The 24,754-nt window shown below is 68.7% G+C and carries 22 protein-coding genes; 11 read left to right on the forward strand and 11 right to left on the reverse strand.

Translation table 11 applies throughout. The features are described 5' to 3' along the window. Positions 1–40: 40 nt before the first annotated feature. Positions 41–1,465 (forward strand): glycosyltransferase, encoded by a 1,425-nt coding sequence (locus WDU93_RS03720; protein WP_337317657.1) that lies wholly within the window; start codon positions 41–43, stop codon positions 1,463–1,465. A gap of 55 nt (positions 1,466–1,520) precedes the next feature. Here the strand turns inward: WDU93_RS03720 and WDU93_RS03725 are convergent, their stop codons facing one another. The 4 genes from WDU93_RS03725 to WDU93_RS03740 form a co-directional block, all read right to left on the reverse strand. Continuing rightward, positions 1,521–3,098, reverse strand: a complete 1,578-nt coding sequence (locus WDU93_RS03725) for an HNH endonuclease signature motif containing protein (protein ID WP_337317660.1) — start codon at positions 3,096–3,098, stop codon at positions 1,521–1,523. A 42-nt stretch (positions 3,099–3,140) separates the two neighbouring features. Next, positions 3,141–3,809 (reverse strand): DNA alkylation repair protein, encoded by a 669-nt coding sequence (locus tag WDU93_RS03730; protein ID WP_337317663.1) that lies wholly within the window; start codon positions 3,807–3,809, stop codon positions 3,141–3,143. Between the two features lie 89 nt (positions 3,810–3,898). Next, a complete protein-coding gene (locus WDU93_RS03735) occupies positions 3,899–4,165 on the reverse strand; it encodes a GlsB/YeaQ/YmgE family stress response membrane protein (RefSeq protein WP_337318086.1) in 267 nt (88 codons plus the stop codon). Positions 4,166–4,328: 163 nt separating this feature from the next. Continuing rightward, the gene (locus WDU93_RS03740; RefSeq protein WP_337317666.1) at positions 4,329–5,246 is read right to left on the reverse strand and encodes a Bax inhibitor-1/YccA family protein; all 918 of its coding nucleotides are present in this window, start codon (positions 5,244–5,246) and stop codon (positions 4,329–4,331) included. Positions 5,247–5,333: 87 nt separating this feature from the next. Between WDU93_RS03740 and WDU93_RS03745 the strand changes: the two genes are divergently transcribed. From WDU93_RS03745 to WDU93_RS03755, 3 genes are read left to right on the forward strand one after another with little or no spacing between them, the layout of a single operon-like run. Next, positions 5,334–6,332 (forward strand): glycerophosphodiester phosphodiesterase family protein, encoded by a 999-nt coding sequence (locus WDU93_RS03745; RefSeq protein WP_337317668.1) that lies wholly within the window; start codon positions 5,334–5,336, stop codon positions 6,330–6,332. A 40-nt stretch (positions 6,333–6,372) separates the two neighbouring features. Next, on the forward strand, positions 6,373–7,329 hold the full coding sequence (locus WDU93_RS03750) for an ABC transporter ATP-binding protein (protein WP_337317670.1): 957 nt from the start codon (positions 6,373–6,375) through the stop codon (positions 7,327–7,329). Then, complete coding sequence (locus WDU93_RS03755; protein ID WP_337317673.1) at positions 7,326–8,345, forward strand: ABC transporter permease; 1,020 nt, start codon at positions 7,326–7,328, stop codon at positions 8,343–8,345. The genes WDU93_RS03750 and WDU93_RS03755 overlap by 4 nt, the downstream gene beginning before the upstream one ends. Before the next feature lie 12 nt (positions 8,346–8,357). Here WDU93_RS03755 and WDU93_RS03760 read toward each other — a convergent pair whose 3' ends face one another. Then, the gene (locus tag WDU93_RS03760; protein WP_337317676.1) at positions 8,358–8,756 is read right to left on the reverse strand and encodes a YccF domain-containing protein; all 399 of its coding nucleotides are present in this window, start codon (positions 8,754–8,756) and stop codon (positions 8,358–8,360) included. 41 nt (positions 8,757–8,797) lie between these two features. Beyond that, positions 8,798–9,199, reverse strand: a complete 402-nt coding sequence (locus WDU93_RS03765; protein ID WP_337317678.1) for a pyridoxamine 5'-phosphate oxidase family protein — start codon at positions 9,197–9,199, stop codon at positions 8,798–8,800. Between the two features lie 67 nt (positions 9,200–9,266). Between WDU93_RS03765 and WDU93_RS03770 the strand changes: the two genes are divergently transcribed. From WDU93_RS03770 to ligD, 3 genes are read left to right on the forward strand one after another with little or no spacing between them, the layout of a single operon-like run. Continuing rightward, positions 9,267–11,699, forward strand: coding sequence for an ATP-dependent helicase (locus WDU93_RS03770; RefSeq protein ID WP_337317681.1), 2,433 nt, complete (start codon positions 9,267–9,269; stop codon positions 11,697–11,699). A gap of 47 nt (positions 11,700–11,746) precedes the next feature. Continuing rightward, positions 11,747–12,898: an SseB family protein gene (locus WDU93_RS03775; RefSeq protein WP_337317683.1), complete on the forward strand. Its 1,152-nt coding sequence runs from the start codon at positions 11,747–11,749 to the stop codon at positions 12,896–12,898. Between the two features lie 54 nt (positions 12,899–12,952). Beyond that, positions 12,953–14,014, forward strand: coding sequence for a non-homologous end-joining DNA ligase (gene ligD / locus WDU93_RS03780; protein WP_337317685.1), 1,062 nt, complete (start codon positions 12,953–12,955; stop codon positions 14,012–14,014). 3 nt (positions 14,015–14,017) lie between these two features. Here ligD and WDU93_RS03785 read toward each other — a convergent pair whose 3' ends face one another. Both WDU93_RS03785 and WDU93_RS03790 read right to left on the reverse strand, forming a co-directional pair. Continuing rightward, a complete protein-coding gene (locus WDU93_RS03785; protein WP_337317687.1) occupies positions 14,018–15,052 on the reverse strand; it encodes an ATP-dependent DNA ligase in 1,035 nt (344 codons plus the stop codon). Positions 15,053–15,120: 68 nt separating this feature from the next. After that, positions 15,121–16,569 (reverse strand): phytoene desaturase family protein, encoded by a 1,449-nt coding sequence (locus tag WDU93_RS03790; RefSeq protein ID WP_337317689.1) that lies wholly within the window; start codon positions 16,567–16,569, stop codon positions 15,121–15,123. Positions 16,570–16,650: 81 nt separating this feature from the next. Here WDU93_RS03790 and WDU93_RS03795 point away from each other — a divergent pair, with 81 nt between their 5' ends. Continuing rightward, on the forward strand, positions 16,651–17,136 hold the full coding sequence (locus WDU93_RS03795) for a hypothetical protein (protein ID WP_337317692.1): 486 nt from the start codon (positions 16,651–16,653) through the stop codon (positions 17,134–17,136). Between the two features lie 27 nt (positions 17,137–17,163). Here the strand turns inward: WDU93_RS03795 and WDU93_RS03800 are convergent, their stop codons facing one another. Next, a complete protein-coding gene (locus tag WDU93_RS03800) occupies positions 17,164–18,393 on the reverse strand; it encodes an acyl-CoA dehydrogenase family protein (RefSeq protein ID WP_337317694.1) in 1,230 nt (409 codons plus the stop codon). 65 nt (positions 18,394–18,458) lie between these two features. Then, a complete protein-coding gene (locus tag WDU93_RS03805; protein ID WP_337317696.1) occupies positions 18,459–19,127 on the reverse strand; it encodes a TetR/AcrR family transcriptional regulator in 669 nt (222 codons plus the stop codon). Positions 19,128–19,309: 182 nt separating this feature from the next. Between WDU93_RS03805 and sucC the strand changes: the two genes are divergently transcribed. Next, positions 19,310–20,473 carry an ADP-forming succinate--CoA ligase subunit beta gene (sucC, locus tag WDU93_RS03810; RefSeq protein ID WP_337317698.1) on the forward strand — a complete coding sequence of 388 codons (1,164 nt, stop codon included), beginning with the start codon at positions 19,310–19,312 and terminating at the stop codon, positions 20,471–20,473. A 29-nt stretch (positions 20,474–20,502) separates the two neighbouring features. Further along, positions 20,503–21,405 (forward strand): succinate--CoA ligase subunit alpha, encoded by a 903-nt coding sequence (gene sucD / locus WDU93_RS03815; RefSeq protein WP_337317700.1) that lies wholly within the window; start codon positions 20,503–20,505, stop codon positions 21,403–21,405. A 497-nt stretch (positions 21,406–21,902) separates the two neighbouring features. Here the strand turns inward: sucD and WDU93_RS03820 are convergent, their stop codons facing one another. Beyond that, positions 21,903–23,375: an NCS2 family permease gene (locus WDU93_RS03820; protein ID WP_337317701.1), complete on the reverse strand. Its 1,473-nt coding sequence runs from the start codon at positions 23,373–23,375 to the stop codon at positions 21,903–21,905. 109 nt (positions 23,376–23,484) lie between these two features. On the opposite strand from WDU93_RS03820, the gene WDU93_RS03825 reads away from it, so the two are divergent. Beyond that, complete coding sequence (locus WDU93_RS03825) at positions 23,485–24,753, forward strand: cell division protein PerM (RefSeq protein ID WP_337317703.1); 1,269 nt, start codon at positions 23,485–23,487, stop codon at positions 24,751–24,753. Position 24,754: the final 1 nt, after the last annotated feature.

Consider the following 24,754-nt stretch of genomic DNA (forward strand, 5'->3'; position numbering starts at 1 on the left):
GAGAGAGCGCGACTTCCGCATGGAGCTGACAGAGGACGCCGTGTCCGGATTCTTTCCGGATGCGGCGTATCTCGTGCTGTCGAGCCGGCTGGTGCCCGACCTCGACGGCGGGTACACGATCGCGACCGTCGCGCGCGCCCGGCAGATGGCGGCGCGTGGGGCGGATGTCCAGCTGCTGACCGTCGACCCGGCGGATGCTGCCGCGCACGACGCGCACCGCGAGGAGTTCGCTCGCCGAGGGATGCTGCCCGCCGAGGTGCCGCTGCGCAATCTGTTCGACGAGGCGGTAGCGCCCGGCGGGGGAGCGGCGCCGTGGCTGCAGGATGCCGTGGATGCGGCTGGCGCTGATGCTGATGCCGATGCCGATGCCGATGCGCCTGCCGATGCGGACCCCACTGTCGGACGACGGGTGCTGTCCGACCCGCAGGGCCGCCCTTTCCTCGCGCTTCCGGTGATCGCAGGCGACCCGGACTGGCATCTGTCGCGTGCCGCGGTCGACGTGTTCGATGAGCGCGGTGCCGTCGTGGGTTCGCTGCCGGGGTTTGGGGCGCTTTATCGCGCCTGGCTGTCGTGGCTGGCGGCGGAGTCGGCGCGGCCGGTCGTCGTCATCTGTGAGTCGCGGCAGCTCGGTGAACTGTTGGCCGGTTGGTCGCGCCCCGGCGTGCGCATCGTGCACATGATCCACACCATGCACCTCGAGCCGCCGTACACGCCGGATGCGCCCGTGAATGCCCTGTGGACGCGGTGGTTCGTTCTGTCGGACCGCTTCGACGCGGTGGTGTGGCCCACGCGGTCGCAGCGGGATGCGGTCGCGGCGCGTTTCGGTTCCGGGGCGAGGAATCTCGTGGCACCGAACGGTGTCGAGATGCCGCATCGCGGCTCCGATGAAACGGCCGCGGACGTGGTCGCGCCGGAGCGCGAGCCCGGGCTGGTGATCAGCGTCTCGCGTCTGGCGGCCGGAAAGCGGCTGGATCATAGCATCCGTGCCTTCGTCGCCGCCGACGTGCCGGGCGCCGTGTTCGAAATCTGGGGTGATGGACCGGAACGCGAGCGGCTCGCGGCGCTGATCGCAGAGCTGGGCGTCGGTGATCGGGTGCACTTGCGCGGGCGGACGGCGGATCCTGCCGGTGTGCTCGCCCGTGCGTCGGTGTTCGTGACGTCGACCGCATTCGAAGGGCAGGGCCTCTCGATCGTCGAGGCGTTGGCTGCCGGGGTGCCGGTGGTGTCGTATGACGTGCGGTTCGGCCCTGGTGACATTCTGGCCGGGGGTGGCGGCGTGCTCGTCGCTGACGGTGACGAGGCGGCACTTGCCGAGGCATTGCGGATGCTGCTGACCGACGAGCAGGCGCATGCCCGACTGGCTGAGCAGGCGTACGGCTCGGCGAGGGTGTGGAGCGATGCGGCGGCGATGTCAGCCTTGGCCGACGTGATGCGCACCGCGCTGGAATCGCCGGCTCGCCGTTGATCGCCGCCCTCGTGCAGCCTCCGCTCTCCCGCGTTCCGGGAGAGCCCGACGTCCCTCAGGCGGCCGGGCGGAAGCGCGGCGGAGGTGGATCGATGTCACCCCAGGCGTAGCGCAGGGCGAGTCGCGGGTGCAGGTCGATCGTCGTTCCGGACGGGTGATGCAGTCGGTAGTCGGCGCCCGCGGGCTCTTCCCGGTCGCGGCCCTGGCGATGGGGGTGAGCGAGCCGGGTGATCCACCACCCGTGGTGGTGCAGATTCATGTGGTGGTGTCGGCAGAGCAGGATGCCGTCGTCGACGTCTGTGCGCCCGCCGTCTGACCACGCCACAGTGTGGTGCGCCTCGCAGTAGGAGGCGGGCCGGTCGCACTGCGGCCACCGGCATCCGCCGTCGCGCGCGGCCAAAGCAACACGCTGTCTCGGGGTGAATAGCCGCTGCTCGCGTCCGACATCCAGTGGGTTCCCGCGGCCATTGACGGTCAGTGAGACCACTCCGGTCTCGCACACGCGCTGATCCACGGTCGCGCCGGGCAGAAACGTCAGGCCGTCTTCGGCGTGACCGTGCGTGCCTGCTCGGTCGCTGGTCTCGCTATTATCGGACGCCACGACACGCACCACTCGAACGCCCGCCTGGCGGGTACCGAACACCGTCTCGGCGTCGGCCAGCGCTCCCGCCCGCAGTACGTCGAGCATGAGGTCGTAGGCGAGTTGATCGTTGCTCCGCGGCTCGTCGGCGAGGTCGGTTGCCTGCGCGGACTCATCCGGATCGACGAATCGCGGTCCACCGCGTCGTGGCCGTAGCGCGCTGTCGACGATGGTGCGCACCCAGAGGGCGGCCTCGTCGTCGAACACCAGGCTGCCGCGGTGGATGCCGTCGGCATCCGTCCACATGCGAAACGAGCGCGCCTCGTACCGCGCGAGGAAGCGCGCTTCGGCGCCTTCGGGATCGAGCCGGTCGCGAATCGTCCGTGCTGTGCGCGCGAGCTCCTCGACGGTACACCGTCCGGCTTCGGTGACGAGCTCTGCTGCCGCGACTGCCCAAGCCTCGCGCGCGGCGGCTGCCAGCGCCTCAGCTTCTGTGCATTGCGCTGAGCCCGCGCGGCTGTCACCCACGCCCGTTGGCTCAGGGGGCTCACCGAGACCGCGCCGGATCGCGTCATGCTGCGCCGGCGTGAGCACAGAGCACACGACCGCGTCGTCGATGACGGCGTGCCACACCCGCGCCGCTGGCGCTGCGCCTGGCTGCGCCGCGGGGGCGTCGGACTGGTTGGAAGCCGATACCGGAGCATCCGTCGCCGACCCGAGCATCAGTGACTCGCCGACCCGCACCGTCCGTGCCGCCTCTGCGCGGCTGCCGCCGGTGATCGCTTGCACCAGGGTCACTGCCCCACGATGACCCCGCGCCTGCGCGAGCCCACCGTGCCCGGATGCGCGCTCGGACCGGCGGGCCACGACGCCAGAAGCGACCAGTTGCACGCCTTGCGCGACGCGGATGAGCGAGCTCGACGCCTCGAGCGCCCGGAGCACGGCCGCGTCATCGAGCGCCGCGAGATGGGCGGACAGCGGCGTCGCATCGTCGTCACCGAGCACGCTGCGCAGCACCTCGAGCTGCGCTTCAACCTCGGTGAAAAGTTCCATGCTTCATCGTTGCATGAGCCACCGACATTCGAACACGATGCGCTACTCCAGTTGCTTCAACGCCTCCCGTCGCGACAGCGGCGACAGTGGATGCGACGCGACGAACGCCCGCACCCAGTCCGGATCATGACGGGCGTAATCGCGCAGCGCCCATCCGATCGCCTTGCGGATGAAGAATTCCGGATCATCGACGTTCGCGGTGATCGCCGTGCTCAGCAGGTCCAGGTCGGTGTCGCCGCGGCGCCCGAGCTGACAGATGATCGACGCCCGCCGCATCCACATGTCGTCGGCCCGCGACCACGCGCGCATCTCCTCGCCGACGCGTGCATCCGCATCCAACAGCTCACGCAGCCGGTGCGACGCCTCATCGACGAAATCCCACCACGCGCCGGTGCGGATCATCTCCTCGTGCACGGGCAGCGTCGATCGCCGCCCACGCACCGGGCGCAGCGCCATGACCGCCAGGGCCGCATACCGTTCCTCGCGGTGCGTCGCGCCGCGCCAGAGTTCCAGAGCTGCCGCCTGCAGCACCTCGGCATCCTGATCGCCCTTCGCCAACGTCCGCACCGTCTGGCGCACGACGGGCACGCGGACACCGAGAAACGGCATCTTCGACTTCATGTACGCCTGCTGCCCAGGCGCCAGTGCGGGATCGGCGATCTCGCGCAGTCCACGGCGGATCGCGGCGGACAGGTCGGATGCGGCGGTCACGACACGAGCCTAGAGGCGCGTACGCGCCGCGAGACAGCAAAAGGCGCGCCCCGGGAGAGATCCCCGGGGCGCGCCTGCGAGCGGAGCGGTCAGCTCTTGCTGCCGCGACCGGCAACGAGGCCGTAGATCAGCAGCACGACGATCGAACCGCCGATGGCAAGCAGCCACGTGGTCAGGTTGAAGAACGAACCCAGCTCCACGTTGAAGAGCAGGCTGCCCAGCCGGCCGCCGAGAAGTGCACCGACGACACCGAGGATCAGCGTGATGAACCAGCCGCCGCCCTGCTTGCCGGGCAGGATCAGCTTGGCGATCGCGCCTGCGATGAGGCCGAGAAGAAGGAATCCGAGGAAGCTCATGGTGGAGTCTCCGATCTGTGTGTCCATGCGGCGGGTTTGCCGCGTCCATAGCATTCAGGAAACGTTCCGCTCGCGCCAGACCCTTGTGGGCGTGTCGGAAATGTGGCATAGCAAACACAAAGGCCGCTCTTCCCGAAGGAAAAGCGGCCTTTGTCGTGCGGAATCAGTCGCTGCCGCGCAGAATCGCGAGGATGCGCAGGATCTCGACGTAGAGCCAGACGACCGTCACCATGATGCCGAAGGCGCCAAGCCAGCCGTACTTGCGGGGGGCGCCGTTACGCACACCCTGCTGGATCTGGTCGAAGTCCATGACCAGCGAGTAGGCGGCCATGAAGACCACCAGGATGCCAATGATGAGACCGAGCGGGATGCCGGCGATCGAGGCGCTGTAGAGGCCGAAGGCCTGACCCTGGGGCAGGACACCGGTCCACATGAGGATGAGGTTGAGCACCGAGAATGCGAGGTAGCCGAACATCGCGATCATGACGATCTTGGTCATCTTGGCGCTGGCGCGCACCTTGCCACTGGCGAAGAGTGCGAGGGTGACACCGACGACGGCGAAGGTCGCGAGGGTCGCCTGCATGACCACGCCGGGCCAGATGATCTCGAAGTAGGCCGAGATGGCGCCGACGAAGAGACCCTCGAAAGCTGCGTAGGCCCAGATGAGCGCCGGGCGCACCTTCTTGCGAGAGGTGAACGTGACGACCATGGCGAGCACGAAACCGCCGAGAGCGCCCACGATCCACGGCGTCATGTCGGCCTGGCCGCCGGAGTTGACGTAGCTCGTGGCCGTCCAGATCCAGCCGGCGACGGCGGTGACGAGCAGAACCGCGAACAGCCCTACGGTCTTCCAGATCGTGTCCTCGATCGTCATCCGGTCGGTCTCGATGGCGCCTGCGGACGGTGCGGCGTACATGCCCTCCAGCTGCGCGTTGGCGGCGGCATCCATGCCCGCGTGGGCAGCGGAGGCGGCGGCCGCGGGCGGCGGGGCGTACTGACCCTGCGACGTACCCGGGTAGGTGGCGACGTTGCGCGGATCCTGCTGCTGGAACGCCGGATTGTTGAATGCGAAGTTGCTCATGGGTGGCCTCACTCCTGAGGGGTCGGTCATCGCTTTCCTCAACGATACCCGGGAGACCCTATGAGCGGGGTGCTTTACGCTGTGAGCGTGCCCCGCAAAACCCCTCTCGTCATCGGTCATCGCGGCGCCCCCGGATACCGTCCTGAGCACAGCAGGTCGTCGTATGAGCTGGCCCTCGCGATGGGGGTGGATGCCGTCGAGCCCGACATCGTCGCGACCAAGGACGGCGTGCTCGTCATCCGCCACGAGAACGAGATCTCGGGAACGACCGACGTGGCCCAGCATCCGGAATTCGCCGACCGCCGCACGACGAAAAAGGTCGACGGTGTCGCCCTCACCGGCTGGTTCACCGAAGACTTCACCTGGGATGAACTCGCCACCCTGCACAGCCGCGAGCGGTTGCCCAAGCTGCGCCCGTCGAGCGCGAGCTTCGACGACGCCCAGCCGATCATGCGGCTGCCCGAACTGCTCGACCTGGTGCGCGACGGGTCCATCGAGCACGGCCGCGAGATCGGCGTCGTGCTCGAGATCAAGCACGCCACGTACTTCCGTGAGATCGGCCTCGACCTCGCCCCGCTCATCGAGCGCGACCTGCGCGCAGCAGGCTGGGCCGACGGTGCGCAACCGCTGATCATCGAGTCGTTCGAGTCGACCATTCTCGGGCGGTTGCGTGAGCGGGGGATCGCGGCATCCTTCATCTATCTCATCGAGGCCTCGGGCAAACCTTACGATCTCGTCGCCGCTCACGGGCGCTCGGCTCCCAGCTACAAGGACACCGTCACCCCGCGTGGGCTGGATGCGCTCGTCGGGCACGTCGACGGCATCAGTGTCAGCAAGCGGATGCTGCTGGCGAAGGGCTCGACGCTCGTCGCCGATGCCCACGCGCGCGGCCTGCGCGTCTTCACCTGGACCGCGCGACCCGAGAACGCCTTCCTCGACGCGGAGTTCCGCGGCGCAGGTGGCAAGGCCGCCCTCGGCGACTACGAATCCGAGTGGGCGGCGATCGCGCGCAGCGGTGTCGACGGGGTGTTCGTCGATCACCCCGATCTCGGGGTGGCGTTCTTCCGCGGCGACCCGCCCGCCTGACATCCCCGAGCACTGCGCGTGCCGTCGATAGGCTCGCGCCATGAGCGGAATCGTCGCCAGGGGGGTCGGGCGGTCTTTCGGGTCGGTGCACGCGGTGAGTGACGCCACCTTCGAGGCCCCCGCAGGCAAGATCACGGGTCTCGTAGGCCCGAACGGAGCGGGCAAGACCACGCTGCTGCTGATGCTGGCATCGCTGCTGGCGCCAGATCGCGGCGAGATTCGGATCGGAGACGTCGACCCGATCGCCGCGCCGCGCGACGCGCGACGCCTGCTCGGATGGATGCCGGATGCCCTCGGCGCCTGGCCCTCCCTCACCGCCCGCGAGAGCATCGTCACCACCGCGCGGCTGCACGACATGAGCGTCGCCGAGGCCACCACGCGGGCCGACGAGCTGCTCCGCCTGGTTGGCCTTGATGACCTGGCCGGCTCGCCGGCCCGTGTGCTCTCTCGCGGGCAGAAGCAGAAACTCGGCCTGGCGCGGGCCCTCGTGCACAACCCGCAGGTGCTGCTGCTCGACGAACCGGCATCGGGCCTCGACCCTGAAGCGCGCGTGCAGCTGCGGGTACTGCTGCGACGCCTGGCCGATGAGGGCTGCACGGTGCTCATCTCCAGCCATGTGCTTGCAGAACTCGAAGAAGTCATCGACGGGGCCGTGTTCCTCGTGGCCGGATCGGTGGTCGATCCGGGAGCGGCCCCCGCGGGCCGCACGTACCGGGTGCGCCTCGCCGCCGCGCAGGAAGCCGGAGCCGAGGTATCCGCGCCTTCGGCTGCCGCGCTCATCGTGTCGACCGCGCTCGGACTGGATCCCGCGCAGGTGGCATCCGATCGGGGCGACGCGATCGTGCACTTCGTCGATGACCACGCGGCGGTCGACGCGCTGCGCCGCCTCGTCGCCGCCGGCGCACCCGTGCTGGAGTTCGCGCCCGCGCAGAGCGCTTTGGAGAGCACGTTCATGTCGCTGCGGCATCCGTCGCCCTCTGAGGGGAGCGCATCATGAACGCCACGCGCATCGCCACCATCGCCCGGCTCGAACTGACGCAGCGGCTGCGCAGTGTCGGCTGGTACGTCATGCTCGGCGTCTTCGCTCTGTTGCTGCTGATCATCACCGTCCTCTCGTTTCTGGCGTTCTCCTTCGTTCCCCAGGCCGGAGCCGGCGTCTACTCGGTCATCGTCAACTTCGTCCTCCTGCTCGTCGTGCTCGTCTCACCCGCGCTCAGCGGCAACGCGATCAACGGCGACCGCGATGCGGCGACGCTCGCGCCGGTGCAGGTCACGATGGCATCCACCGGCGACATCATGCTCGGCAAACTGCTCGCGGCCATCGCGACAGGCGGCGCCTTCCTGCTCGTCGCCTTGCCGTTCCTGTTCATCGGCATGCTCGGCGGCGGTGTCAGCCTGCCGATGGTGCTCGTATCGATCGGCATCCTGGCGGCCGAGATCGTGATCGTCGCGGCACTCGGGGTGGGGCTGAGCGGCCTGCTCGCACGCCCGCTGTTCTCGGTCGCCGCCACCTATCTCGTCGTCGCCGCTCTCGTGGTGGGCACCCTCATCGCGTTCGGTCTGGGTGGCGCCGTCGTGCGTACCGAGGCGATCAGCTATACCCGGCCCTATGACCAGGTCACCGGAGAGCCGATCTGCGACGAGTGGGAAGAGTACCCCTACGAGGTGCCGCGCTACGACTACGTCTGGGGATTCCTCGCCGCCAATCCGTTCGTCGTCCTCGCGGATGCCACGCCGGTGGAGTTCTCGGACGGATACCCCGTCGACATGTTCGGGACGATCAAGACCGGCGTGCGCATGGCGCAGTATCCGCCGGTGGAGCAGCGGTGGGATGACTGCAACATCGGGGAGCAGGGCGGCCTGACCCCCGAAGAGGCGGTCGCCGACAGCGTGCCGAGTTGGTTCGTCGGTCTGGCCATCCAGGTCGTTCTCGCCGGTGGCCTGTTCGCGGGGGCCTGGGCGCGCACGCGCACGCCAGCGCGTCGCCTGCCGCCTGGAACGCGGATCGCGTAGCGGCGGGGCGGATCAGAGCGCCCGGTCGAACGCGCCGCGACGCGTCGAGACGATCTCTTTGCCGAGCGGCATCAGCGACACGGGGATCAGCTTGAAGTTCGCGATCGCCATCGGGATGCCGATGATCGTGATGCACAGCGCCACACCGGTGAGGATGTGACCGATCGCCAGCCACCAGCCCGCGAGCACGACCCAGATCACGTTGCCGATGAACGAGAACACCCCGGAACGGGGCTTGTCGACGATCTCGCGCCCGAACGGCCAGAACGCGTACCCGGCGATGCGGAATGACGCGATCGCCCACGGGATCGTGATGATCGGGATGCACAGCAGGATGCCGGCGACGACGTAACCGAGGAACAGAGCCCACCCGGCGAAGATGACCCAGATGATGTTGAGGATCGTGCGCATGAGGCGATTCTCCCACCCGTCGCCGGGAAGACGCCGGGGGTTCAGCCGCGGTCGCGATGCACGCGGCGTCCGCTGACGGACTCCGGATGCAGGCGCAGCGCCAGACTGCGGTCGCCCCCGGCCCACGGTCTCGCGCGGCGCGTGCCGGGGATGGCATCCACTTCCTCGGCGGTCATCTCGGTGACCGGGCCATTGAGCAGCACGCTCCACCCGCTGCCGCCGAGGTCGTCATGATGGTCGACCTCGAACGCGACCACCTCGCGGCTGGACGACAGCCCGCTGAGCAGCCCGTCCGGTGCGGTGCGGATGACGACGTCCGACCCGTCGAGCACGTAGTTCACGGGGATGACGAGTACCCGTCCGTCCTGCACGAAGCCGAGCCGACCGACCGTGGTCGAGCTGAGCAGGGCGTGGCAGTCCTTCTCGTTCACTTCGGTGATCATGGGGACCTCCTCCGGTGATCCTTCGAGCGTACCCGGCGTCGGAGGCCCGGCCTAGACTCATAAGGCCATGACCGAAGCACCTCTCATCGTCCCCCCGTCCGCCGGCCCGACAGGCGCTGGCGACCTCCTCGCCGGACTGAACCCGCAGCAGCTGGCGGCCGTCACCTACCGTGGCCCAGCACTGCTCATCGTCGCCGGCGCCGGCTCGGGAAAGACGAGCGTGCTCACCCGGCGCATCGCCCTGCTGCTGCGCCAGCGCGAGGCGTGGCCCAGTCAGATCCTCGCGATCACGTTCACCAATAAGGCCGCGGGTGAGATGCGCGAGCGGGTGGAGGGTCTCGTCGGTGAAGCCGCGCGGGGCATGTGGATCTCGACGTTCCACTCGGCGTGCGTGCGCATCCTGCGGCGTGAGGCCGAACAGTTCGGCTTCACGAAGTCGTTCACGATCTACGACTCCGGCGACTCGCGCGCTCTCATCAAGCGCCTGGTCAAAGAACACGAGGCCGATGCGTTCGGCATGACCCCCTCTTCGGTGCAGTCGCGCATCTCCAAGCTCAAGAACGAGCTGACCGATGCCGAGGGCTACGCCCGCCAGGCGAACATGAGCGACCCCGCCGAGCGCATCTTCGTCGACGTGTTCACCGACTACCAGCGGGCACTGCAGAAGGCCAACGCCTTCGACTTCGATGACCTCATCGCCCAGACGGTCTTCCTGTTCCGCGCGTTCCCGCAGGTCGCCGACACCTACCGGCGCCGCTTCCGCCACATCCTCGTCGACGAGTACCAAGACACCAACCACGCACAGTACGCCTTGATCCACGAGCTCACGCGGCCGGTCTCTGCGGCCGCGCCCGATCCGTATGCCTCGAACGGCATGATGATCTTCGAACCCGAGACTGCGCCGGCGGAGCCGGGGGCGTCGCTCACCGTCGTCGGTGACTCCGACCAGTCGATCTACGCATTCCGCGGCGCGGACATCCGCAACATCAGCGAGTTCGAACGCGATTTCCCCGGCGCGCAGGTGGTGCTGCTCGAGCAGAATTACCGGTCGACGCAGAACATCCTCTCGGCTGCCAACGCCGTCATCGGCAACAACTTCGACCGCAAGGCGAAGAACCTGTGGAGCGATAAGGGCGCCGGTGACAGGATCGTCGGCTTCACCGGCTACTCGCAGCACGATGAGGCCCAGTTCGTCGCCGATGAGGTCGAGGCGCTGCGCCGGGCAGGGATGCCCTACTCCGAGATGGCCGTGTTCTATCGGACGAACTCGCAGTCCCGCGCACTGGAAGAGATCTTCATCCGTGCCGCCGTGCCGTACAAGATCATGGGCGGCACGAAGTTCTACGAGCGCGCCGAGATCAAAGACGCGCTCGCCTACCTCGTCGCGGTGTCGAATCCTGCCGACGACATGTCGGTGCGGCGCATCCTCAACAAGCCGCGCCGTGGCATCGGCGACGTCACCGAGACGTCGATCGCCCGTTTCGCCGAAGAGCACGGCCTGTCGTTCCGCGACGCGCTCGCCCACCCGAGCCAGCTCGGCGTCGGGCCCAAGATCCGGGCGGCCATCGCGCGCCTGGACGCGGTGCTCGCCGAGGCGACCGCGATCATGCAGCCAGCCTCGGGGGAGATCCCCTCGGCGACCTCGGTGGCAGAAGGGCTCACCGTGCTGCTCGAGAAGAGCGGCTACTACGAGTCGCTCCGCGCGAGCCGCGACCCGCAAGACGAGGCGCGGTTGGAAAACCTCGACGAGTTCGTCGCCGTCGCCAGGGACTTCGCGCGCAACAACCCCGAGGGCACGCTGGTCGACTTCCTCACCGAGGTCGCCCTGGTGTCGGATGCCGATGACCTCGATGACGAGTCGGGCTCCGTGTCACTGATGACCATGCACACCGCTAAGGGCCTTGAGTACGACGCCGTGTTCGTCACCGGTGTCGAAGAAGACCTCATCCCGCACCGGATCTCGGCGGGCGAGCCCGGCGGCCCGCAGGAGGAGCGTCGGTTGTTCTACGTCGGCATCACGCGTGCCCGCAAGCGCCTGCACTTGTCGTTGGCGATGACACGCGCGCAGTTCGGCGAGGTGTCGGTGGCGATGCCCAGCCGGTTCCTGCAGGAGATCCCCGCCGACCTCATCGACTGGCGCCAGTCGCCTGGCGACGTGAACTCGCGGGGCGGCATGCAGTCGCGCGCCCTGAACGCGCGCCCCGGCGGCGGATTCGGCGGCGGCCGAGATCGCTTCGGCGTCAAGCCGCTTCCCGGCCGAGACCAGCTCAAGCCGCTGTCCACCTCCATGGACAAGTTCCCCAACAAAGTCACCGCCAAGGTGCGCGACAACGGCGACCTCGAGCTCACTGCCGGTGACCGCATCCGACACGACGACTTCGGTGAGGGGCGCATCGAAGCGGTGACCGGCGAGGGCGCCAAGCGCATCGCGCACGTGCGCTTCGACTCCGCCGGACAGAAGAAGCTGCTCATCAAGATCGCGCCGATCGTCAAGCTCTGAGGCCGCACGGCGTCGGTGGCGTCGAGCGGAGGTTTAGGCTGACACATATGGCCCTGTTCTCTCGCCGCAAGAAGTCCGACGACGCCGTCCCGTCTGATGAGGCGACGGCCGAGGTGGAACCGACGGCCGCTCCAGATGCGGCCGCCGACGAGGCGGTGCCGACCGTCGCAATCTCGGTGCAGGCATTCCGTGGCGTCGGAGCCGATGCGGGCCCCGAGGTCGCGTTGCCCGATGCCGAGCAGAGCGCTCCGCCGGCGGCATCCGCCGCGCCTGGGGCATCCGCGTCTACGGCCTCCGCCGCGCCCGCGCGACCGAACCTGCCCACCGCCGCCGCCGTGCGACCCGACGGGCCCGTCACGCTGCCCTTCGCACCGGCACTGCCCCCCGAGCAGACCCACACCATCAAGGGCCTGAACGACAACGTGCTGCTGCGCGAGGCTCTCGCCCAGCTCGCCGAGGGCGCCACCAACGAGCAGCTCCTCGGCGTCATGCGCCAGTCACTCCAGGGGCACCTGTATCTGCGCGTGCACGGCGACGCCCGCCAGCAGCTCAGCGACGGCACCAACCTCTCCGTCGGTGTCATCCGAGACGGCGACCGTTCGTTCATGCTCGCCTACAGCTCGGGCAAGGCGCTGCGCGCCTCGGTCACCGATCCGCAGGAGGCCGCCGAGACCTCGGCCATCGCACAACCGGCGACCGTGGTGTACCGCCAGGTCGTCTCGGGCGGCTTCACCGGCGTCATCCTCGACAACTCCTCAGCCCCGCACCGCGCCGTGCTGCCGACCGAGCTGCTGCAGAAGGCGCTCGAGCAGGGCGATGAGCAGATGACCATCAAGTCGCTGGTCGCCGCGCCCCGAGACGAGGGCACCGCGACGCGCGTCGCCGAGGCCCTTGCCCGCACGCCGATGTGGGTGGCTGTCAACGACGGCACTGGCGGACAGCCGGTCGGCATCGCCGAGGCCCGCACCACCGACGGGCGCCGGCTGCTCCAGCTGTTCTCCCACCCGCTCGAGATCGTCGCGACCGGGCGCGGCGACCGGCCGATGCCGTTCACGCCGGAGCGTCTCGCGGGGCTGCTCAAGACGCACAGCGAGATCTCCGGTGTGCTCATCGACGTCGCCGGCCCGTCGCTCATCGTCGAGCGCGACGCCCTCGCCCCCGTGATGGTTCTCGCCGTCGACATCGACGCCGAGAACTGAGCGCGACGCGTCAGCAATCTGGAACGCGCTCGCCGCACGCCCTAGGGTCAGAGCATGGCATCTGAACGTGTGGTGTTGACCGTCGCCGACCCTGACGGCGAGCAGCAGGTGGCGCTGTCGAGCCCGAATAAAGTCATCTGGCCGGTCGACGGCGGTGACGGCATCACGAAGGCGGAGTACGCCGACTACGTGCAGCAGGTCTCGGTGCCGTTCCTCGCGGCGAACGGGGAGCGCCCCGTGTCGCTGGAACGTTTCCGTGACGGCATCGGCAGTGCCGGGTTCTTCTCGAAGAACCCGCCCAAGGGCACACCCGACTACGTCGACGCCGTGACGGTCACCTACAACAGCGGTCGCTCGCACCCGCAGATCGTGCTGCGGCGCCCGAGCGCGGTCGTCTGGGCGGTACAGATGAACACCCTCGTGTTCCACCCGTGGGCATCGCTCGCCTCGAACACCGACAACCCGGTTGAGCTGCGCATCGACCTGGATCCGCAGCCGGGCACGGGCATCGTCGAGGCCGTCGCGGCCGCCCACGAGTTGCGCTCTGTGCTGCGCGAGGCCGGGCTCGAGGCCTTCATCAAGACCAGCGGCAACCGCGGCCTGCACGTCTTCGCCCCGATCGTTCCCGAGTGGGAGTTCCTCACGGTGCGCCATGCGGTGATCGCCGCAGGCCGCGAGCTGGAACGGTGGATGCCCGACAGAGTGACCATGAACTGGTGGAAGGAAGAACGCGGGGAGCGCATCTTCGTCGACTTCAACCAGGCCAACCGTGACCGCACCATGGCTGGCGCCTACAGTCCCCGGGCGCTGCCGGGCGCCCCGGTGTCGACGCCGATCGAGTGGGAAGAACTCGACAACCTCGACCCCGCACGGTTCACCGTGCGCAGCATCCCGCGCCGACTCGCCGAGATCGGCGACCCGTGGGCGCAGATGCAGGATGCTCCTGGGCGCATCGACACCCTGCTCCAGTGGTGGGAGCGGGATGTGGCCGACGGTCTCGGAGAGCTGTCGTTCCCACCCGAGTTTCCGAAGATGCCGGGGGAGCCGCCGCGCGTGCAACCGAGCAAGCGCGTCGCCGCGAACTGGAACGACGACGGCACACCGGTTGACGCGTGATCGTCAGCTGAGGACGTCCGCGAGGTCGTAACCGGCGACCGTGTCGAGTTGGTCGTACGTGCACGAGCGCGCGTCGCGGTCGGGGCGCCACCGTGCGAACTGCACCGTGTGACGGAAGCGCGCACCCTCCAACTGGTCGTAGCGCACCTCCAACACCCGTTCGGGGCGCAGCCGCACGAACGACACATCTTTCGCGCCGGTGAACCGGGAGCGCTCACCGGCGCCGGTCACGGCCTGTCCGTCGGCATCCCGTTCGACGAGGGGCGCGAGATCCTCCACCAACTGCTGCCGCATCGCATCGCTCCACGCGGCGACACCGCCCACCTGGCGCAGTTCGCCGTCCGCGTCGTACAGTCCCACCAGCAGCGAGCCGACACCGGATCCGCGCTTGTGCACGCGGTAGCCGAGGGCGACCACGTCGGCGGTGCGCGCATGCTTGATCTTGATCAGCGTCCGCTTGCCCGGGGCGTAGGGGTCACCGAGCGGCTTGGCGACCACGCCGTCGAGTCCGGCCCCCTCGAACTCCGCCAGCCAGCGCTCGGCGGTATCGCGATCTTCGGTCGTGCGGGTCAGGTGCAACGGGGAACGCGCGTCCGACAGCAGCTGCTCCAGGCGCCGGCGTCGTTCGCCGAAGGGGAGCGGCTGCAGGTCTTCGTCGCCCTCGGCGAGGAGATCGAAGGCGATGAACATCGCCGGCGTCTCGGCGGCGAGCTTCGCGACGCGCGACGCCGCCGGGTGGATCCGCTGGCTCAGCGCCTCCCAGTCCAGGCGCTGCGCGCCTGCCGGTCCTGTGGCCACGACGATCTCACCGTCGAGCAGGCAGGGGCCGGGGAGGATCTCGGCGAGCTGCTCCACCAGCTCGGGGAAGTAGCGGGTCAGCGGCTTCGCGCCCCGTGAGCCGATCTCGAGCGTCTCTCCATCCCACGCGACGAGTCCGCGGAAGCCGTCCCACTTCGGTTCGAACAGCATCGGCTTCTTCGCCGGGTCGGGAATGGTGGCGGCGGCCTTCGCCAGCATCGGCGCGGGGATCTCGTACATGTCTCCATCCTGGTGCGCCTCCGCCGCGCGCGCCAGAACGCCGACAGCGAGAACACCGTGCGGAGGTCTCAGAAGACGTCAGGCAGGCGGGCCGGCAGCTCGGCATCCGACAACACCGTGCGCGCCGCGTGCCACCCAGCCATGCCGTTCACGCCGGGGCCGGGGGGAGTGGAAGCGGATGCCAGATACACGCCGGGCATCGGCGTCCGCCAGGGTTCCCTGCTCGCTACCGGGCGCCGTACCGCCTGACGCAGCGTGAAGGCCCCGCCGAAGATGTCGCCGCCGATCGACGCCGGATTGATCGCCTCGCGCGCCGAGGCGGGCACGGCATGAGAGGCGAGGATGCGGTCGCGGAAGCCGGGAGCGAAGCGTTCCACCTGCCGGATCACCGGCTCGGTCGGGTCGAGAGGTGAGCCCGCAGGCACGTGCAGATAGGCCCACAGCGTGTGCTTGCCAGCCGGGGCACGGGTGTCGTCGCACACCGACGGCTGCACGGCGAGCACATAGGGCTCTGCGCTCACCCGGCCTGCCGCCACCGCGTTCTCGCTCGCCCACACCTCGGCCCGTGTGCCGCCCAGATGCACGGTCGGCGCGAGGCGAACGTCCGGGTTCGCCCACGGCACCGGGCCGTCGAGAGCGAAGTCCACCTTCGCCGCGCCGGCGCCGTAGCGAAAGCGGCGCAGGGCGCGCGCGTAGCGGCCGGGAACTCCGGGAAGGGTGAGCGCGAGGCGCGGCGAGGTGTTCAACAGCAACACATCGCCCCGTGCAGCATCGCCCCACTCGAGCGCGCCCAGATCACGCACAGGGGTGTTGGTCTCCATAGATCCGCCGTGCGCCTCCAGATCGGTGCGCAGGGCGTCGGCGATCGCCTGGGCGCCGCCACGGGGGTACACCCACCCGTCTGCGTGCGCATGGGCGGCCAGCAGCAGCCCCGCCGCCGCGGAGGAGAGCGAGGGGAGTGCGGTGTTCGCGTGCGCGACGACGCCGGCCAACAGTGCCGCCGCCGGCTCATGGCGAAAGGTGTGCGCCGCCCGGCGTGTGCCCTGCTGCAGCACGCGCCAGCCGAAGCGTGCTGCCGTCACGGGATGCCGCGGCACACGCAGCAGCGACGACCCGGTGAAGTCCAGCACACCATCGAGGTGAGAGCTCAGCGGCTCGAGCAGCCGACGCCACGCTCGCCCGTCCGCGCCGAGCCCATCGACCGTCCGGTCGAGATCCTGCCAAGCGATCGCTGCCCGTCCACCGTCAAGCGGATGAGCATATGCCGCTTCGGGCATGATCCATTCGACACGCTCCCGCAGACCGAAGGCCGTGAAGAAGGGCGAGGAGTATGCCGCCGGATGCACCGCCGAGCCGACATCATGCACGAATCCGGGGAGCGTTGACGCCTCGCTGCGCACGCCACCCCCGACGCCGGAGGCGGCTTCGAGCACCCGCACCTGATACCCGGCGCGGGCGAGCGTCACGGCCGCTGCGAGACCGTTCGGCCCACTGCCGATGATCGTCGCCCGCGCCATGTCGTCAGTCTTCCACGCCCTGCGCTCGCTGCCGGTGGACGGGGCGGCGGCGGGGTCCGTGGCGTGAGATCCTTGAGGGTGATGACTGAAGTACAGGGGCCCACCCCCACCGGCACCTCCCGTCCCTACCGAACCCTCGCGGAAGCGCTGCGCGCGCACCGCATCGCGGAGCAGAACCACGCGTTCATCACCGCCGTCACCGATGCGATCGGCATCGCCTCCTACATCGATCGTGGTCGCTACATCGAAGCGATCCGCCGTGGCGAGGGAGCAGCCCTGCACATCGGACGCACCTACATCAACGGATTCACCGAGGGCGAAGTCATCGTGTACGGCTCGACGCGCATGCCGATGCGCCCGAGCGAGGGCCGCCCGCCCTACCTGTACGTGCTGCAGCCCAGCGAGTTCGCGCCGGCGCCGGGCGCAAAGCCCAAGCGCGCCGCCGCGCCGCGCACCCCCGCCGCGCCCAAGGCGCCCAAGGCCACCAAGGTCGAAGAGCGCGACTACGGCGTCTGCGACGTCTGCTTCATGACGCGCACTCCCTCCGGCGGGTGCGGCTGCGACTGAGCCATCAGGGCGCCGTGCGGCTGCGGCTCAGGCGAAGGCACTCATTCCGGTGATGTCGCGCCCGAGCAGCAGCGCCTGCACGCTTTCGGTGCCCTCGTAGGTGTGGATCGCCTCGATATCGGCCATGTGCTGGATGACGCCGTTCTCGAGCAGGATGCCGTTGCCGCCGAGCAGATCGCGCGCGGTCTGCGCGACCCGTCGGGCAGCGCGGGTGTTGTGGAACTTCGCCAGTGAGGCCTGCGTCGGCCGCAGCTGACCCGCCTGTTCGAGGTCGGCCAGGCGACGGCAGTACAGCTGCATGGCCGTGAGGTCTTCGAGCATGTGGGTGAGGCGCTCCTGCACCATCTGGAACTTCGCCAGCGGCTTGCCGAACTGCACGCGCTGCAGGGCATACGACAGTGCGGCCTCGTAGCAGGCGGTGGCATGGCCGAGAGCAGACCAGGCCACACCCGACCGGGTCGCGTACAGCACCGTCGAGGCGTCCTTGAAGGTCTTCGTGCCCGGCAGCACGGCTTCGGCGGGCACGCGCACGTCGTCGAGTCGGATGTGCGCCTGATGGATGCCGCGCAGCGAGCCCTTGCCCGTGATCACGGTGCCCTCGTAGCCGGGCGTCGACTGTTCGACGAGGAAGCAGCGCACGGCGCCGTGGTCGTCGGCGCCCTCGTCGTCGACGCGCGCCCAGACGAAGGTGATGCCGCCGGAGGCGCCGTTGCCGATCCACTTCTTCGCGCCCCGGATGACCCACTCGTCTCCGTCTCGGCGGGCAGTGGTCTCGAGCGAGACGGAGTCCGAGCCGTGATCGGGTTCGGTGAGCGCGAAGGATGCCAGCACTGTGGCATCCGCCACCGGCTTCAGCCAGCGCTCCTGCTGAGCGGGACTGCCGAAGAGGGCGAGAGTGCGCAGGGCCAGACCGCCCTGTACGGCGAGGATCGTGCCGAGCGAGCCGTCGCCGCGCGAGATCTCCATGTTGACCAGGCCCGCGGCGAGAGGCGACAGGCGGGTCAGGTCGGCGTGCTCGATGCCGTCGACGACCAGGTCGTATTCACCCATCTTCGCGGCTGCCTCGAGCGGGTACTCGGCGCGATCCCAGGCCTCACGCATCTGCGGGGCGACCTCATCGACATAGGCGCGGGCGCGATCCCAGGCGGCCTGGTCGTCGGCGGGGATGTCGGCGAAGACGGCGTAGTAGTCGCTGTCGCGGCGGGCGGTCACGTCGTACCGCTCGACGCTCTCACCGGGGAAGGGTGCGCTGGTCATGCTGAGACTCTACTCCTCGTGGCATCCGGTTTCACGCAAAGAGGGACTCAGTTTCACGCGTCTCTTCAGTCGAGTTCGGCGGTCAGGCGTCGGGAGATCTCAGCCACCGGCATGGAGCGGGGGAAGACGGCGACGACGACGTCATCCGGGGCGGATGCCGCGGCATCCGCATCCGTCTGCACGCCATACCGACGGCGCACATCCGCCAATGCCTTCTGCAGCACCGCGATGGGCACACCCTTCGTGCTGCGCAGCAGCTGCCGCAAGACATGGTTGTGCACGGCTGTGACGAGCGCGGCGAAGCCCACCGCATCCAACGGGTCGACACCGGGCAGGGCCTCACGCAGGTACTCGTCGAAGAGCCGCTCGTAGCGGAACACCGTGATGATCTCGCGCTCGCGAAGCACGGGCACGCCGCGCACGATCTGGTACCGGCGCCTGGCCATCTCGGGATCGCGGGCGAAGTGCGCGAACACCAGCTCCGACGCCTCGCACACCGCGAGCCAGGGGTTCTCGTGCCGCTCACGCAGGAACCCGCGCACGTCATCGAGCAGCGCCTCGTGATCGGCGAACACGACATCCTCCTTGCCGCCGAACTGGCGGAAGAAGGTCGACCGCGAGACGCCGGCGGCCTTGGCGATCTGCTCGACCGAGGTCTGGTCGAAATCCTGCTCCTGGAACAGCTCCAGGGCAGCCGCGACGACGGCGGAGCGCTGATCGGCGTTGTCATGCATAGCGAAAGCCTAGAACTTCCGCGCCCTCAGCGCCCGTGAAAATCCGCGAGATGACAGGGAGGGCCCTCGGTCATGCACTCAGCGGGGAGTAGTAGGCTGATGGATCGGGTCGATTCATCATCAATCGACAACCGACATTTTCTTGTCGCGTCCCACCCGCCGCAACCAGCGAAGGACTGCACGTGGATCTCTACGAGTACCAGGCACGAGACCTTTTCGAGAAGTACGGGGTGCCGGTGCTCGCCGGTATCGTCGCGGACACTCCTGAGGAGGTGAAAGCGGCAGCCGAGAAGCTCGGCGGCGTGGTCGTCGTCAAGGCGCAGGTCAAGACCGGTGGTCGAGGCAAGGCCGGCGGCGTGAAGGTCGCCAAGAACCCCGACGAGGCGTACGAGGCGGCCAAGGCCATCCTCGGACTCGACATCAAGGGCCACGTCGTCAAGCGCGTCATGGTCGCCGCCGGCGCCCGCATCGCTGAGGAGTTCTACTTCTCGGTGCTGCTGGACCGCGCGAACCGCTCGTACCTGAGCCTGTGCTCGGTCGAGGGTGGCATGGAGATCGAGCAGCTCGCCGTCGAGAAGCCCGAGGCTCTGGCCCGCGTCGAGGTCGACCCGATCAAGGGCATCGACAAGGACAAGGCCGTCGAGATCGCCCGCGCGGCGAACTTCCCCGCCGACCTCGTCGAGAAGGTCGCCGACGTCTTCGTCAAGCTGTTCGAGGTCTACAAGGGCGAGGACGCCACGCTCGTCGAGGTGAACCCGCTCGTCCGCACCGAGGACGGCGAGATCATCGCCCTCGACGGCAAGGTCTCGCTCGACGAGAACGCCGACTTCCGTCACCCCGGGCACGCACTGCTCGAAGACAAGGATGCCGCGGACCCGCTCGAGGCCAAGGCCAAGGAGAACGACCTCAACTACGTCAAGCTCGACGGCGAGGTCGGTGTCATCGGTAACGGCGCCGGTCTGGTCATGTCGACCCTCGACGTCGTCGCCTACGCCGGTGAGAAGCACGGCGGCGTCAAGCCCGCCAACTTCCTCGACATCGGAGGTGGCGCCTCGGCCGAGGTCATGGCCGCCGGCCTCGACGTCATCCTCGGCGACCCGCAGGTCAAGAGCGTGTTCGTCAACGTCTTCGGTGGCATCACCGCGTGCGACGCCGTCGCCAAGGGCATCGTCGGCGCTCTCGCCGAGCTCGGCTCATCGGCATCCAAGCCGCTCGTCGTGCGCCTTGACGGCAACAAGGTCGAGGAGGGTCGCGCCATCCTCCGTGAGGCGAACCACCCGCTCGTCACCCTGGCCCTGACCATGGACGAGGGCGCCGACAAGGCCGCCGAGCTCGCGAACGCCTGATCCGGAATCGCAGAGAGAAGGAATAGAGAATGTCGATCTTCCTGAACAAGGATTCCAAGGTCATCGTGCAGGGCATCACCGGCGGTGAGGGCACCAAGCACACCGCCCTCATGCTGAAGGCCGGCACCCAGGTCGTCGGTGGCGTCAACGCCCGCAAGGCCGGCACCACCGTGCTGCACACCGACGCCGACGGCAACCCCGTCGAGCTGCCCGTCTTCGGCTCCGTCGCCGAGGCGATGGAGCAGACCGGCGCCGACGTGTCGATCGCGTTCGTGCCACCGGCGTTCACCAAGGACGCCATGGTCGAGGCCATCGACGCCGAGATCCCGCTGCTCGTCGTGATCACCGAGGGCGTGCCCGTCGGCGACACCGCCGAGGCATGGGCCTACGCGATCGAGAAGGGTGGCAAGACCCGCATCATCGGTCCGAACTGCCCCGGCATCATCACCCCCGGCGAGAGCCTGGTCGGCATCACCCCGGCCAACATCGCCGGCAAGGGCCCGATCGGCCTCGTCTCGAAGTCGGGCACCCTGACCTACCAGATGATGTTCGAGCTGCGCGAGATCGGCTTCTCGACCGCCATCGGCATCGGCGGCGACCCGGTCATCGGCACCACGCACATCGACGCGCTCGCCGCGTTCGAGGCCGACCCCGAGACCAAGGCGATCGTCATGATCGGTGAGATCGGTGGCGACGCCGAGGAGCGTGCCGCCGACTTCATCAAGGCCAACGTCACCAAGCCGGTCGTCGGCTATGTGGCCGGCTTCACCGCTCCCGAGGGCAAGACCATGGGCCACGCCGGCGCCATCGTCTCCGGCTCGGCCGGTACCGCGCAGGCCAAGAAGGAGGCCCTCGAGGCCGCCGGCGTCAAGGTCGGCAAGACGCCGTCCGAGACGGCTGACCTCATGCGCGAGATCATGGCTTCGCTCTAAGCGCTAAGCTGTTACACGAAGACCCCGGGCTCCACCCCGGGGTCTTCGTTTGTCTCCGGGCGGTGTCGCCCGGCGGTGTCGCCGGTCTGCCTGCCTGCTGCCGCCCTGCCTGCTGCCGCCCTGCCTGCGCCCGCATGCATGTCCCACTTTCTGCGGGGCATGTCCCACTTTTCGCAGGGCATGTCCCAATTTCTGCGGTCAAACAGCCCCTGTAACAGCAGTTTTTGGGACATGGTCGGGGGTGGGGGAGCAGGGGGAGGATGCTGCAGGCACAGGCACAGGCACAGGCACAGGCACAGGTGCAGGCACAGGCACAGGCGGCGGATGCCACGGCATCCGCCATCCGGCATCCGCCATCCGGCATCCGCCCACGGCCCCGAAACGACCATGTCCCACTTTCTGCTGTCAAACCGGCCGGTTCACAGCAGAAAGTGGGACATGGTCTGCAGAAAGTGGGACACGACCTGCAGAAAGTGGGACACGGGGGTCCCGAGAGGTTAGCTGAAGAGCATCTCGATCGGTCCGCGGGCGAAGAAGATCAGGAAGCCGGCGCCGACCACCCACAGAAGCGGGCTGATCTGCTTGGCGCGACCGGAGAAGGCGTGGACCAGCACCCAGCTGACGAAGCCGGCACCAATGCCGTTCGCGATCGAGTACGTCAGCGGCATCACCGTGACGGTCAGGAACACCGGCAGCAGCACCCGGAAGTCGTTGAAGTCGATGAACCGGATCTGCGCCATCATCAGCGCACCGACGATGATCAGAGCCGCGGCGGCGATCTCGGTCGGCACGATCGAGGTCAGCGGCGTGAGGAACATCGCCAGCAGGAACACGACACCGGTCACGACGTTCGCCAGACCCGTCCGCGCGCCCTCGCCGATACCGGCGCCCGACTCGATGAACACGGTGCTCGACGACGATGAGGTCGCACCACCGGCGATCGCGCCGACACCCTCGACGACCAGCGCCGACTTGATGCGCGGGAAGTCGCCCTTGTCGTCGGCGAGGCCTGCCTCCTTGGCCAGACCCGTCATCGTGCCCATGGCGTCGAAGAAGTTCGTGAACAGCAGGGTGAAGACGATCATCACCAGCGCCACACCGCTGACCTTGGCGAAATCGAAGCTGAAGTCGACCTGACCGATCAGGCTGAGGTTCGGGATGCTGACGGGCGAGCCCTGCAGCGCCGGCACCGTCAGGCCCCAGCCGCCGGGGTTGGTGACGTTGCCCTCAGCGTCGAAGCCGCGTGCCCCGATGTGCCAGATGGCCTCGACGATCACCGCGAGCACGGTGCCGCTGACCAGGCCGATGAGCATGCCGCCCTTGACCTTGAGGGCCACGAGGATGCCGGTGAGCAGCAGCGTGATGACGAACAGCAGGGTCGGCACGGTGGCGACCGAACCGTTCACACCCAGACCGACCGGGGGAGAAGAGGCGCCGGTCGCGGTGACGAAGCCGGAGTTCACGAAGCCGATGAAGGCGATGAACAAGCCGATGCCGACCGTGATCGCGATCTTCAGCTGGAACGGCACGGCGTCGAAGATCGCCTTCCGCAGACCCGTGGCTGCCAGCAGCACGATGATCACACCGTTGATCATCACCAGCGCCATCGCCTCGGCCCAGGTCACCTGACCGACGACGCTGAAGGCGACGAAGGCGTTGATGCCCAGACCCGCTGCGAAGGCGAACGGCAGGCGCGTGATCACGCCGAACAGGATCGTCATCACGCCCGCGGTGAGCGCGGTGGCCGCGCCGACCGCGCCGAAGTCGAGGATCGTGCCGTCGACGTCGGGCTTACCCGACAGGATGATCGGGTTGAGGATCACGATGTACGCCATGGTCACGAACGTGACCAGACCCCCTCGCACCTCGGTGCCGATTGTCGAGCCACGCTTGCTGATCTCGAAGAAGCGGTCGAGGCCGTTCTTGGGCTCGTGCACGTCGGCAGGGGCGGATGCTGGGGCAGTTGTCATCGGGGAACCTCCGCAGAGAAATCTATCGTGTCGGCACCGGCCTCTGTCGCGGTGTTTTCGCGCGTGGCCGAGCGGGCGGATGCCGGTGTCGTCGTAGGCTCGAAGGGCAATGCATCGCCTCACCATCGCCCTCCTCGCCGCCCTCGACGCCGCCATTGCGGCGGCCGTCGGTCTGGCCGTCCTGCTGGCCCCCCTGACCCTGTTGTGGGTGCTGGCATTCGGGCTGTCTGCGGAGTGGGGGTCGCTTTGGCCGATCAGTGCGTCGCTCTGGCAGTTCGGCCACGCGGTGCCGGTGCAGGTCGTCATTCCCGACGACGTCCTCCTCGCTGTCGGCATCCCGGAGGAGGGCGCACGATTCGCCCTCTCGCTCCCCCCGCTGGCGATCGGACTGTTCACGGTGCTGTTCGCCGCACGTTCGGGCAAGCGGGCCGCCGTGGCCAACGACGGGATCGCCGGCGTGGCGGGCGGCGCCCTCGTCTTCACCGCCATCAGCGTCGCCGTCGCCCTCACCGGCCGATCCGGCGAGCTGCGCACCACGCTGTGGCTGGCCATCGTGCTGCCGGCCGCGGCATACCTGGCTGGTCTGCTGATCGGTGCGGTTCGGTACGCCTGGGTCGAGGGGGATGGTGGCGTCGTCGATCGCGTGCACGACATCGTCGACGGCTGGGGCGACTGGTCGCCGGTTCCTGCAGAAGCCCTGCGCGGCTCCGCCGTCGTCGTGGTCGCCCTGATGGGCGCGGGCGCCGTGGCGGTCGTCGTCAGTGTCTTCGCCCGGGCGGGTGACGTCATCGCCCTGTTCCAGGCGGCGCGGGTGGATGCCCTCGGCGCGTTCATGCTCACGCTCGTGCATCTGGCCTACCTGCCCACCATGATCGTCTGGGCCGTCAGCTGGCTGGCCGGTCCCGGCTTCGCCGTCGGCACCGGCACCGCCGTCTCGCCAGCCGGCACCGAACTGGGTGTGGTGCCCGGCCTGCCGGCGCTCGGGCTGCTCCCCGAGAACGCCGCGCCGTGGATGCTGGTCTCGATCCTCGTGCCCGTGGGCGCCGGGGCGCTGGCCGGGTGGATGATCCGCTCCCGTCTGGTCTGGGAGGGCCTGGGCGAGCCGCTCTGGCCGCGCGCGGCCATCGCCGGTGGCATCGGCCTCCTCAGCGCCGGCCTCGCCGCGCTCGCCGCCGTGCTCACCTCCGGCTCCATCGGTCCGGGACGGCTGGCCGAGGTGGGCCCACACGCCGGAGGCCTCGCCCTGGCGATCGGTCTGGAGGTGCTCATCGGCGCCGCCATCCTGCTGCTCACCCCTCGGCACCGTGACGAGCTCGCCGAAGAGCGCACCGACCGCTGGTTGGCGGAGATGCGCGCATCCGAGACCCCGGTAGACTGAC

Source organism: Microbacterium istanbulense, assembly GCF_037204145.1.
GTDB classification, from domain to species: Bacteria; Actinomycetota; Actinomycetes; order Actinomycetales; family Microbacteriaceae; genus Microbacterium; species Microbacterium istanbulense.